Origin of the sequence: Quadrisphaera sp. RL12-1S (genome assembly GCF_014270065.1) — a bacterium.
Classification (GTDB): domain Bacteria; phylum Actinomycetota; class Actinomycetes; order Actinomycetales; family Quadrisphaeraceae; genus Quadrisphaera.
In genome coordinates, this window is sequence record NZ_JACNME010000005.1 from 43019 (window position 1) to 54898 (window position 11880).

An 11880-nucleotide genomic window follows, 5' to 3' on the forward strand; every position below is an offset into this window, starting at 1 on the left:
CGGTCTGCGCGCCCCCTGGCCGAGACCCCGACGCGGGTCGAACGCCTGTTTGAGATCGCGTGCTCGATCCACTACGCTGCGTTCGTGGCGACGACAGCCCCGAAGGGGACCTCCAGCCGAGCTGACGACCTCACCAGCCGGCAGCGGGCCGTCCTCGACACCATCCGCGAGTCGGTCTCGAGCCGCGGCTACCCGCCGAGCATGCGGGAGATCGGCAAGGTCGTCGGGCTGCACAGCCCCAGCAGCGTCGCGCACCAGCTGGTGACGCTCGAGCGCAAGGGCTACCTGCGCCGCGACCCCAACCGCCCGCGCGCCATCGAGGTGGTCGACGCCGGCCGCGGAGCGGGCCGCGAGGAGGGCGGCCCCGCCGTCCCCGTGGTGCCGGAGAGCGAGGACACCGCCTTCGTGCCGCTGGTCGGCCGCATCGCGGCGGGTGCGCCGCTGCTGGCCGAGCAGGAGGTGGAGGACGTCTTCGCCCTCCCCCGCCAGCTGGTCGGCGAGGGCGAGCTCTTCACGCTGCGGGTGGTCGGTGACTCCATGGTGGACGCCGCCATCTGCGACGGCGACTACGTGGTGGTGCGCCGCCAGCCCGTCGCCGAGAACGGCGAGGTGGTCGCCGCCATGATCGACGGCGAGGCCACGGTCAAGGTGCTGCAGCGCCGCGGCGGCCGGGTGCAGCTGCTCCCCCGCAACGACGCGTACTCCCCCATCGACGGGACCGACGCGACCGTCCTGGGCCGCGTCGTCACGGTGCTGCGCTCGCTCTAGCCGAAGTAGCCGAGCAGCTTCGGCAGCTGCTGGGCCATGGTCAGCACGGTCGCCGTGCCGTAGATGAGGATGGCGGCCACCAGCAGCGCCAGCCGCACACCTCTGACGCGCAGCGGCGCGGGCAGCAGCCGGCGGTTGGTGGCGATGAGCAGCGCCGAGTAGATGGTCATCATGAGACCGCCGACGGTGGCGGAGACGACGACGAGCGCGATCGGCTGGTCGAAGCCGACCAGCAGCACCACGATGCCGATCGCCACGAGGCCCCAGGTGAGCCAGAAGTAGAGGCGGCTCTCGTCGGCGCCCCTGAGGTAGCTGGTCTTGAGCACGTCCGCGGCCATGCGGCTGGTGTAGTCGGTGATGCCGAGCGCGGCGCCGAACAGCGAGAACGCCCCGATGACCCAGAAGAAGACGCCGAACCAGCTGCCGACGGCCTGCGCCAGCTGCTCGCCCTCCACCCGGACGAACTGGATGTCGCTCGGCAGGTCCTCGAGGCCGAAGACCGTGGAGTAGGCCAGCAGCGAGGTGAAGAAGATCGACACCACGGTGATGGCGACGAAGGTGCTCAGCTGCTCGACGTTGGCGAAGCGCCACCACCCGCGCCAGCGCCGCAGGTTCTCCTCCCCCTCGGGGCCCTCGACGCGGAAGACGTAGCCGGTGCTGGGCACCGCCTCCGGCTCACCGGTGACGGGGCTCTGCAGCCGCGGCACGTAGTGCCCCATGCCGAAGCCCTTGTCGCGGATCCAGTTGGACTGCACGAGGTTCTGCCCGCCGCCGGCGCCGGCGAAGATCATGGCGCCGAAGAGGGTGGCGAACCCCAGCTCGGCCGCGGGGAAGCCGGCCTGCGTGACGATGGTCGGCACGTCGCGCCACGCCGTCGCCGAGATGGCCGCGACGGCGCCCACCACGAGCAGCAGCAGCACGGCGGCCACCTTGACCATCTGGATCTTCTCCAGCGCCACGTAGACGACCGGGGCGAGGGTGAGGATGAGCCCGATGGCCACCAGCAGGCCGATGGCGATGAACCGCGGTGTCCCGCCGGTGAGGAAGCTGATGAGCGTCGCCGAGCTCGTGGCCCACCCCGGCCACAGGTTGGCGCCGTAGGTGAGGACGGCGAAGACCAGGCCCCAGTGCGGCCAGAACCTGCTGAAGCCCGTCACCGCCGTCTCGCCGGTGGCCAGGGCGTACCGCTCGATCTCCATGGTCACGAAGTACTGCGTGACCACCCCCACCACCGCGGCCCACACGAACACCAGCCCCACCTGCGAGGCGATGAAGGGGAACAGCACGAACTCGCCGCTGCTCAGCCCCACGCCGGCGGCGATGATGCCCGGCCCGATGAGCGGCAGCCACCGGCTCGGCGGCTTCGGCAGCGCCCGCACCTGCGGCACCGCGAGCGTCGACCCGCGGAAGGGGTCCAGGACTGACGTGCTGGCGGAGGGGGTGGCGCTCGTCGGTCGCTGACCGGCCGCGTCGTCGCGGGTCGACATCACCCCAACGTGGCGCAGGTCACAGCGGACCGCCACTCCAGGTGGCGGTTCGCTCGAGGATCAGCCGGCGAGCAGGGCCCGGCCCATCCCCGTCACCACGCGGCGCGTGAGGCGTCCGCGGGCCAGGCCGATGTCGGCGACGTCGTCGAAGACGCCGGTGTCCCGGGCCGAGGCGCGCAGCGCCGCGTGCAGCAGCCGGTCGCTGCGGACCAGCCGGGCCGCGAGGTCCGTGTGCCGCAGGTGCCCGACCAGCGCCTCGCCCAGCATGCGGTCGTAGCGGCCACCTCCGAGCGCCGCGCGCCCGGCGAGCACGCCGGACAGGACCGCGTAGTAGATGCCCTCCCCCGTCACGGGGTTGACGAGGCTGGCCGCGTCGCCCGCGAGCAGCACCCTGCCCACCGACCACACACCGCTGCGACCTGTCGAGAGCGGCAGCGGGTGCCCGGCCACCTGCTCGGCGCCGGCCGTGGTCCCCGGCAGCAGCTCCTCGAGTCGCTCCAGCAGCCGCGCGCGCGTGGGCGTCTGCCCCGCGCTCGAGCGCGAGTCCACCAGCTGCCCGAACCCGACGTTCGCGCGCCCGTCCCCGACCGGGAAGGACCACGCGTAGCTGGGCCGGTCGGTGTCGGTGGAGAAGGCGAGCACCTGCACGCCGTCGTGCTCGGGCAGCACGGGCGCGTAGGCGCGCACCGCGATCGCCGTCGTCCCCCGCTTCTGCGGCGGCACGGCCGCCGGGCCCAGGGCCCGCCGCACCTCCGAGTGGGCGCCGTCGGCCCCCACCACGACGCGGGCGCGGACCAGCTCCCCGTCGGACAGGACGACGCCGACCCCGGCGCCGTCCTGCAGCACGTCGCGCACGCGAGCCCGGCGCAGGACGGCGCCCCGGTCGGTGGCGGCCCGCAGGATCCGCTCGTCGAGCACCGCGCGCGGCACCACCTGGGCCGGTCGGCTCATGGCCTCCTCGACCACCGGCACGCCAGGCGCCCCCACCACCGAGATCCGCAGCCGCGGCGCCACCGGCCAGTCGTCGAGCAGGCCGGTGACGCCGACGGTCTCGAGGACGTCGAGGGCGTGCGGGGCCACGCCGTCCCCGCAGACCTTGTCCCGCGGGAAGTCCGCGCGGTCCAGGAGCAGCACCCGGGCACCGGGCCGCTGGTGCAGCGCCCCCAGGGCCGCCGCCGAGCCCGCCGGCCCCGCCCCGACGACGACGAGGTCCCAGTGCTGCTCCAGACCGTGCTGCGTCACACCGGGAGTCTGCCAGCAGGGTCAGGCGGCGAGCCGCACGGTGAGGTCGGACCCGGCGAGGGCCTTGGTGAACGGGCAGATCTGCTGGGCCTGCTCCAGCACGCGCTCGGCGACGTCGTCGGCGAGGCCGCTGACCTCCAGCGTGATGTGGCTCGTGTAGCCGGCCTCCTCGGCGGTGGTCAGCGTCACGTGCGCGGTGACCTGGGCGTCGCTCGCGTCGACGTCCTGCGTGGACGCGGCGATGCCGATCGACTGCTGGAGGCACGCGGCGGTGGCCGCGGCCATGAGGTGCTCGGGAGTGGTGCGGTCTCCCGCTGCCTCACCCGCCAGCTGCGTGGCGGCCTCCAGGACGCCGTCGGAGGTCTTCACGCTGCCGGCGACGGCGGTGGCCGTGGCGTCCTGGACGGTGGTCTGGCTGCTCTTCTCGCTCTGGGTGGTCATGCAGCGACGCTAAGCAGACGCGCTGGCAGCCGCCTCTTGATCACTCGCTGCGGCGTCGAGGCGGCGCAGCGCACCGAGGACGACCTCCTTGTCGGTGGTCGGCCACAGCGGCGGCAGGCTCGCCCGCAGGAACGAGCCGTACCGCTTGGTGGCCAGCCGCGGGTCGAGCAGGGCCACCACGCCGCGGTCGGAGGTGCTGCGCAGCAGCCGCCCGGCGCCCTGCGCCAGCAGCAGCGCCGCGTGGGTGGCCGAGACCGCCATGAAGCCGTTGCCGCCGGCGCGGTCGGCGGCCTCCGCGCGAGCCGAGGACAGCGGGTCGTCGGGGCGGGGGAAGGGGATCCGGTCCAGGACCACCAGCTGGCAGGACGGGCCGGGCACGTCCACGCCCTGCCACAGCGTCAGGGTGCCGAACAGGCAGGTGCGCGGGTCCGCGGCGAACTCCCGCACGAGGTTGGGGACGGTGTCGTCGCCCTGGCAGAGCACGGAGATGCCGTGCTGGGCGAGCCGGTCCCCGAGGGCCTCGGCGGCGGCCTCGGCGGCGCGGCGGGAGGAGAACAGCCCCAGCGCGCGGCCGCCGGCGGCGACGACGAGCTGCTCGACCTCCTCCAGCACCTCCGGCACCGGGCCCTCCCGGCCGGGCTGCGGCAGGTGCTTGGCCACGTAGAGGATGCCCTGCCGGGCGTGGTCGAACGGGCTGCCGACGTCGAGCGCGGTCCACTGCGGCGCCCCGGCCCCCTGCAGGCCGAGCGCACCGGCGGCGGCGTCGAAGGACCCGCCCGGCGTGAGCGTGGCGGAGGTCAGCACCACCGTGGACCCGCCGAACAGGTGCTCGCGCAGCGTCATCGCCACGCTCAGCGGGGCCACGTGGAGAACGCGGGGGCGGGGTTCCTCGCCCGCCGCGTCACGGCGCCAGGCGCCGGGCGCCTCGAGCCACGCGACGTCCTCGCCCGCGCCGTCGGCACCGGGCTGGACCTCGACGAGCCGCTCGGCCACGTCGAAGACCTCGCTCAGCGCGGCGCGGGCGACCTGCTTGCCGGCCGCCGCCTCGCCGTCGTCGTCCTTCCCCGACTGGCCCGACGACCCTCCCTCGCCCTTGAGCCCGGACAGGGCCTCGCGGGCGGCGTCGCGCACGCCCGCCACCGCCAGGCGCACGCCTTCGGGCAGGCCGCGGGGGTAGCGGCCGACGGGGGCCTCCTCGAGCACGGCGCCGAGGTCATCGGAGGCCACGCGCAGGCGCTCGGCCCACGTCGGGTCGAGGCCGCCCTGGCGGCGGGCGGTGGTCGCTGCCTGCGCCACCGCCGCCGCCGACAGCGACCCCGTGGCGACGGAGGTGACCCTGTCGACCAGCTCGTGCGCCTCGTCGATGACGACGACGTCGTGCTCGGGCAGCAGCTGCACGTCCTCGACGGCGTCGATGGCCAGCAGCGCGTGGTTGGTGACCACCACGTCCACCTCCTTGGCCCGCGCCCGCGCCAGCTCGACGTGGCACTCCTCCGCCATCGGGCAGCGCGTGGCGCCGAGGCACTCCCGAGAGCTCACCGACACCTGCCGCCAGGCGCGCTCGGAGACACCGGGGACCAGCTCGTCGCGGTCTCCGGACTCGGTGTCCTGCGCCCAGCGGTGCAGGCGGGCGACCTCCCGACCGAGCTGGCTGGTCGCGGTGGGTGCGGCGGCGCGGCGGTCGGTGGCGCGCTCGGCGCCGCCGACCAGCTCCATGCCGGGCAGCGCCTCGGGCTCGTCCTCGGGGAAGCCGCCCACCAGCTTCTGCCGGCACACGTAGTGGGCGCGGCCCTTGACCGTCTGCCAGGTGAGCTCGCGGCCGAGCAGGGGGCGCAGCGCCTCGCTCAGCCGCGGCAGGTCCCGGTCGACCACCTGCGCCTGCAGCGCCAGCGTGGCCGTGGAGACCACGCCCGGGGTGCCCGTCTCGGCGGCGTGCGCGGCCAGCGGCACGAGGTACCCCAGGGACTTGCCGGTGCCCGTCCCGGCCTGGACCAGCAGGTGGCGGCCCGAGCGGACCGCCTGGGCGACGGCGGCGACCATCTTCTGCTGCCCCTCGCGCGGGGCCCCGCCGAGCGCCGCGACGGCGGCGTCGAGCAGGTCGGAGGGGTCGGCTCCGCGGCTGGGCTTCGGCACCGAGCCACCCTACGCAGCGCGCCGGACACCCGGCCCCGTTCGTCCACAGCCCCCGCGCGCTCCACCTCGATCTTGCAGGAGACCCGCACTTCTGCGCCGAGGGCGCGGGGCTTCTGCATGATCGCCAGTGGTGGTCACGCGGCGAGCTCGCCCCGCAGCGCCCGGCGCACCTCATCGACCAGCTGCTCCGGCGTCCGGCGCACGTCATCCGCGACGACCTCGACGACCGTCCACCCCGCGTCACGCAGACGGCGCCGCTTGGCCTTGTCCCACTGCCACTGGCCGCGCTTCGTGCGGTGGACGTCGCCGTCGAACTCGAGGACGACGCGCTGTGCGTACCAGACCATGTCCACCAGGCCGTAGAAGACACCGCCCTCGCGCAGCGGGCGTCCGCAGCGAGGCTCGGGGAGGCCGGCGTCGACGAGGAGCAGCCGGACCTCGGTCTCCATGGGCGAGTCCACCCGCCACCGCACCTCGGAGCGCCGCTCCCGCAGGACCACCACCCCGGGCCGGCTTCCTCGGACCGCGACCGCTGCGTCGAGGTCTTCCTCGGTGGCCCAGTGCCGGCGCACGGCGTCGCCCAGCGCCACCCCGTCGACGCGCGGCAACACCGGGGCGAGGTCGCACCACACGTCAACAGGCTCCTGGACGCGCAGGCCCCGGACGCCCGGGGCGAGGAGCGGTACGATCTCGGCAGCGTGAGGTCCTCCCCGCACGATCCGCACGCGGTGCGGGTCGAGCCCGGTGGAGCAGACGAGGCCCCTGATCCGCACGGGTGCGCCGGCGGAGACGGCCTCGATGCTGCCGGCCCCGGGGGTGCGCTGGAAGCGCGGCGTGGGGAGCTCCGTCAGCTCCACTGCCGTCCAGCCGCTGAAGGCGGCTCCCGGCGGCAGCGCCAGCGACGCGGCGACGAGGTCCGCGGCCCGGGAGGGCGCGAGGGCGGCGGGAACCCGCACCCCGCGGTACGGCGTCCGGAAGCGCGGCCCCTCGAGCACGCGCGGCGACACGCCGCGCCGCAGCGCCTCGGCGACGGTGAAGGGACGCTGTTCGAGGTCTTCAGGGAAGGGTGAGCGCGCGGGCACCCCTGGATGCTGGCCCGGATCGCGGTGGCGCCGCTGCGGCTGTCCACAGGGCCCGCTCCGTGATCGTGATCATGCAGAAGACCCGCACTTCCGGGCCGGAAGTGCGGGTCTTCTGCATGATCATCCCGTCGAGCGGGGCTCAGGCGGGGGCGGGGACCCCGAGCTCCGCGGCGAGGTCGGGAGCGACGCGGGCACGGACGCGGGTGCCGGACTCCGTGTGCTCGGTGGAGAGCACCTCGCCGGTGGAGTGCACGCGCGAGACGAGGTCGCCGCGCGAGTACGGGACCACCACGTCCACGAGCACCTCCGGGTGCGGGAGCACCTCGCCGATCCGCTCGCGCAGCGCGTCCAGGCCCTCGCCCGTGCGCGCCGAGACCACCACCGAGCCGCGCTCGCGGCGCAGCAGCCGCGAGACGACCTCCGGGTCGGCCTGGTCGCACTTGTTGAGGACGACGACCTCCACGGGCCCGTCCCCTCCGTGCGTGCCGACCTCCGCGAGGACGTCGCGCACCGCGGAGATCTGCCCCTCGGGGTCGGGGTGGGAGGCGTCGACCACGTGCAGCAGGACGTCGGCCTCGCCGACCTCCTCCAGCGTGGAGCGGAACGCCTCCACCAGCTGCGTGGGCAGCGACCTCACGAAGCCGACCGTGTCCGACAGCGTCATGGTGCGCCCGTCGGGCACCTCCGAGCGGCGCACCGTGGGGTCGAGGGTGGCGAACAGCGCGTCCTCGACCAGCACGCCCGCACCGGTCAGCCGGTTGAGCAGCGAGGACTTGCCGGCGTTGGTGTAGCCGGCGATCACCACGCTGGGCACGGCGCCGCGGCGGCGCGACTGGCGGCGGGTCTCCCGCGCCGGGCGCATCTCCTTGATCTCGCGGCGCAGCTTGGCCATCCGGGTGCGGATGCGGCGCCGGTCGAGCTCGATCTTGGTCTCACCGGGTCCGCGGGAGCCGATGCCCTCACCGCCGGCGACGCGGCCACCGGCCTGGCGGGACATCGACTCGCCCCAGCCGCGCAGGCGCGGGAGCAGGTACTCCAGCTGGGCCAGCTCGACCTGGGCCTTGCCCTCCTTCGACTTCGCGTGCTGGGCGAAGATGTCGAGGATCAGGGCGGTCCTGTCGATGACCTTGACCTTGACGATGTCCTCCAGCGCGCGGCGCTGGGATGGCGACAGCTCGCCGTCGGCGATCACGGTGTCGGCGCCGGAGGCGGACACGACGTCCTTGAGCTCCTTCGCCTTGCCCGAGCCGAGCCAGGTGCCCGGGTCGGGGGTGTCGCGCCGCTGCAGCACGCCGTCGAGGACCGTCGAGCCGGCGGTCTCGGCCAGGGCGGCGAGCTCGCGCAGCGAGTTCTCGGCGTCCTCGGCGGAGGCTGACGCGCTCGACCACACCCCCGCCAGCACCACCTTCTCCAGGCGGAGCTGGCGGTACTCGACCTCGGTGACGTCGGTGAGCTCGGTCGACAGCTCGCTGGCGAGCCCGCCGACGCGTCGCAGCGCGTTGCGCTCCTCCAGGTCGTACTGCTCGCCGTCGTAGTCCTGCCCGCCGTCCGCCACCGCTGCCGGGACCGCGCCGCCGTGGCGGGCCAGGATGCGGCTGACGGCGTCGTCAGCGGAACGGGTCGTGCTCTCGGGGGACTGGGCCGTGGTGGTCATGCGCCTCCTGCGTCGTGCGGCTCGCTGCCTGCGAGCCGCCCACTGTTCCTCACAACACCGCCGACGTCGACGGTGTTTCCGCCGTCGAGGTCGCCGGTAGCCTCTCGCGGTGCCAGACGAGCCCCACCAGCAGCCCGAGCACTACTTCAGCGCCTCCCCCGCCAGCGACGACGAGCGCCGCCCGCTGCGGGTCCGCCTGGACGGGCGCGAGCTGGACCTCGTCACGGCGCCGTCGGTGTTCAGCGGACACCGCCTCGACCTGGGCACCGCGGTGCTGCTCGACCACGTGGGGGACCCCCCGACCGAGGGCGACCTGCTCGACCTCGGCTGCGGCTGGGGCCCGGTGGCGCTGACGATGGCGCTGCGGTCGGCGGACCCGGCCACCCGCCGGGTGTGGGCGGTGGACGTCAACGAGCGCGCCCGCGACCTCACCGCCGCCAACGCCGCGTCGCTGGGCCTGGCGGGGGTGCGCGCGGCAGCCCCCGACGACGTCGACGACGACGCGCGCCTCACCGCGATCTGGTCCAACCCGCCGATCCGGGTGGGCAAGCCGGCGCTGCACGCGCTGCTGCTGCGGTGGCTGCCGCGGCTCGCACCGGGCGGCTCGGCCCACCTCGTGGTGGCCAAGGACCTCGGCGCGGACTCGCTGCTGCGCTGGATCGGCGAGCAGGGCGCCGACGGCGGCTGGACGGCGCAGCGCACCGGGTCCCGCAAGGGCTACCGGCTGCTCGAGGTGCAGCGCTGATCAGGCGGTGCGGCTGAGGCGGCGCTGCTTGCGCTGGCGCTCCATGGCCAGCTGGTGCAGCAGCCGCTCGCGGCGGCGGAGCCGCTCGTCGCCGTCGGTGCGGGGGTCGTTCACGGCCGCCAGCACCGCCACCGCAGCGCGCGTGCGCGCGTCGAGCAGCCCGCTCGTGCCGGTCGTGCTGTCCACCGCGACCATCTCCCCCCGTTGCCTGGGCCAAGGGTTGCTCGACGCAGGGTGACCAGCAACCACTTTGCCCGAAGTGGTCACCCTCAGCGCGCTCCCGATCACCCCATCGGTGCACACAGGTGCACACCTGACACTCCAGTGCCCACGCGTCACATCACGAGAGGGTCACGTCCGGCGTGTCGCACCCCTGGGCGCGCCGCCGTCGGTCACAGGTCCAGCAGCCCCAGGTCCACCTCGCCGCGGGCCACCAGCACCGCGGGGCCTGCCAGCTCCACGCGCTGGCCCTCCAGGGCGCGCACGGCCACGGTGCCGCCGGGCACGTGCACGAGCCAGCGCTCCGGTGCCCCCGCCTCGGCACCGCCGGCCCAGCTGCGCACCGCCAGCGCCGCGGCGCACGCACCCGTCCCGCAGGAGCGGGTCTCGCCGACGCCGCGCTCGTGCACCCGCATCCGGATGACGCCCAGCGGGCCCCCCGAGCCGGAGGTCCGCCCCACGGCGTCCTCGATGATGACCAGCTCGACGTTGGTGCCGTGCGGCGGCAGCGGCTCGACCTCGGGCGCCCGGGTCAGGTCGGCGGCGTCCAGCTCGGTGGCCGACGCCAGCGCCACCACGGTGTGGGGGTTGCCGACGTCGACCGACAGGCCCGGCCGGCGGACGCCGTCGAGCCCGTGCACGCCCACCTCGGCGTCGGCGCCGCGCTCGGCGGCGCCCACGGGGTCGACGAGGTGCCACGGGCCCATGTCGACGGCGAGCCAGTCCTCCCCCTCGGGCCCCCGCACGCGCCGCAGGTAGCGGACACCGGACCGGGTCCCGACCGGGAGGCCGCGGCCCTGGCGCAGGTCGGCCTCGTCGACCAGGCCCTCGGCGAGCAGGTGCGCCGCCAGCACGCGCACGCCGTTGCCGCACATGAGGGCGGTGGAACCGTCGGAGTTGCGGTGGTCCATGAACCACACCGCGCCGGCGTCCTCCGCGAGCGCCGCGGCGCCCTCGGGCAGCGCGTCGCTGCGGACGGCGCGGATGGTGCCGTCGGCCCCGACGCCGGCGCGGCGGTCGCACAGGCGCGCGGCGAGCACGGCGTCGTGGGTGAGGAGCCCGTCGGGGTCGGTGAGCAGCACGAAGTCGTTCTCGGTGCCGTGCCCCTTGGTGAAGGCCAGGGTGGCCGAGCGGGCGGGGGCCGGGGCGCTGGTCACGGCCCCGACCCTAGGCGAGCAGCCTGAGCGCCGCCTGCACGCGCTCGGCGGGGGTCAGCGCGTCGGTGTCGAGCCAGGCCACGCGGGGGTCCGCGCCGAACCAGGAGAGCTGGCGCCGCGCGTAGCGGCGGGTGCTGTGGACGGTGGCCTCCAGCGCCTCCGCCACGGTGCAGCGCCCGTCGAGGGCGTCGAGCAGCTGGGCGTAGCCGAGGGCGCGGCTGGCGGTGGCGCCCTCGCGCAGGCCCCGCCCGGCGAGCTGGGCCACCTCCTCCACGAGCCCACCGCGCGCCATGGCCTCCACGCGGGCGGCGATCCGCTCCCGCAGCACCTCGCGCTCGGCCCGCAGGCCCACCTGCACGACCCTGCCGAGGCCGGCGACGTCGTCGCTGTAGCGCCGCTGCGGCATCGAGGCGCTGAACGGGCGCCCGGTCACCTCCACCACCTCCAGGGCGCGCACCACGCGGCGCACGTTCCCGCGGGTGATGGCCGCCTCGGCCACCGGGTCCACCGCCGCCAGCCGGGCGCGCAGCAGCGCCTCCCCGCCGGCCCCCGCGTCCGCGAGCTCCGCCTCCAGGCGTGCCCTCACCGCGGGGTCGGTCTCGGGGAAGGCGAGCTCGTCCAGCGCCGCGCGCACGTACAGGCCGGAGCCGCCGACGAGGACGGCGGTGCGCCCGCGCCCCACCACGTCCGCCAGCGCCGCCCGGGCGGCGCGCTGGTAGGCGGCCACGCGGGCCTCCTCCCGCACGTCGAGCACGTCGAGCAGGTGGTGGGGCACGCCGCGCCGCTCGGCCTCGGTGAGCTTGGCCGTGCCGACGTCCATGCCCCGGTACAGCTGGGAGGCGTCGGCGTTGACCACCTCGCCGCCGGTCGCGAGCGCCAGCTCCACCGCGAGGTCGGACTTGCCGGTGGCGGTGGGGCCGACGACGGCGACGACGGCGGCGGGCACGGTGAA

General features: G+C 75.4%; 11 protein-coding genes. 2 read left to right on the forward strand and 9 right to left on the reverse strand.

What is annotated here, in order from left to right; genetic code table 11:
* Nucleotides 1–84: 84 nt before the first annotated feature.
* The gene (gene lexA, locus H7K62_RS11105) at nucleotides 85–768 is read left to right on the forward strand and encodes a transcriptional repressor LexA (protein ID WP_370591728.1); all 684 of its coding nucleotides are present in this window, start codon (nucleotides 85–87) and stop codon (nucleotides 766–768) included.
* On the opposite strand, the gene H7K62_RS11110 is transcribed toward lexA, so the two are convergent.
* The 6 genes from H7K62_RS11110 to hflX form a co-directional block, all read right to left on the reverse strand.
* Nucleotides 765–2255, reverse strand: coding sequence for an Nramp family divalent metal transporter (locus H7K62_RS11110; RefSeq protein WP_186718117.1), 1491 nt, complete (start codon nucleotides 2253–2255; stop codon nucleotides 765–767). The two genes, lexA and H7K62_RS11110, sit on opposite strands and share 4 nt — an antisense overlap.
* 60 nt (nucleotides 2256–2315) lie before the next feature.
* On the reverse strand, nucleotides 2316–3497 hold the full coding sequence (locus H7K62_RS11115) for an NAD(P)/FAD-dependent oxidoreductase (protein ID WP_222437465.1): 1182 nt from the start codon (nucleotides 3495–3497) through the stop codon (nucleotides 2316–2318).
* Between the two features lie 21 nt (nucleotides 3498–3518).
* Nucleotides 3519–3938 (reverse strand): OsmC family protein, encoded by a 420-nt coding sequence (locus H7K62_RS11120; RefSeq protein WP_186718119.1) that lies wholly within the window; start codon nucleotides 3936–3938, stop codon nucleotides 3519–3521.
* A gap of 9 nt (nucleotides 3939–3947) precedes the next feature.
* Entirely contained in the window at nucleotides 3948–6071 is a 2124-nt protein-coding gene (locus H7K62_RS11125) for an ATP-dependent DNA helicase (protein ID WP_370591729.1), read from the reverse strand.
* Nucleotides 6072–6205: 134 nt separating this feature from the next.
* The gene (locus H7K62_RS23845; RefSeq protein WP_186718121.1) at nucleotides 6206–7153 is read right to left on the reverse strand and encodes an endonuclease domain-containing protein; all 948 of its coding nucleotides are present in this window, start codon (nucleotides 7151–7153) and stop codon (nucleotides 6206–6208) included.
* Nucleotides 7154–7292: 139 nt separating this feature from the next.
* Nucleotides 7293–8807 carry a GTPase HflX gene (hflX, locus tag H7K62_RS11135; RefSeq protein ID WP_186718123.1) on the reverse strand — a complete coding sequence of 505 codons (1515 nt, stop codon included), beginning with the start codon at nucleotides 8805–8807 and terminating at the stop codon, nucleotides 7293–7295.
* Nucleotides 8808–8916: 109 nt separating this feature from the next.
* On the opposite strand from hflX, the gene H7K62_RS11140 reads away from it, so the two are divergent.
* Entirely contained in the window at nucleotides 8917–9552 is a 636-nt protein-coding gene (locus H7K62_RS11140; RefSeq protein WP_186718125.1) for a class I SAM-dependent methyltransferase, read from the forward strand.
* Here H7K62_RS11140 and H7K62_RS11145 read toward each other — a convergent pair whose 3' ends face one another.
* The 3 genes from H7K62_RS11145 to miaA form a co-directional block, all read right to left on the reverse strand.
* Nucleotides 9553–9738, reverse strand: a complete 186-nt coding sequence (locus H7K62_RS11145) for a hypothetical protein (protein ID WP_186718126.1) — start codon at nucleotides 9736–9738, stop codon at nucleotides 9553–9555.
* Nucleotides 9739–9944: 206 nt separating this feature from the next.
* Nucleotides 9945–10928 (reverse strand): diaminopimelate epimerase, encoded by a 984-nt coding sequence (gene dapF, locus H7K62_RS11150; protein ID WP_186718129.1) that lies wholly within the window; start codon nucleotides 10926–10928, stop codon nucleotides 9945–9947.
* Between the two features lie 10 nt (nucleotides 10929–10938).
* The gene (gene miaA, locus H7K62_RS11155; RefSeq protein ID WP_370591730.1) at nucleotides 10939–11874 is read right to left on the reverse strand and encodes a tRNA (adenosine(37)-N6)-dimethylallyltransferase MiaA; all 936 of its coding nucleotides are present in this window, start codon (nucleotides 11872–11874) and stop codon (nucleotides 10939–10941) included.
* Nucleotides 11875–11880: the final 6 nt, after the last annotated feature.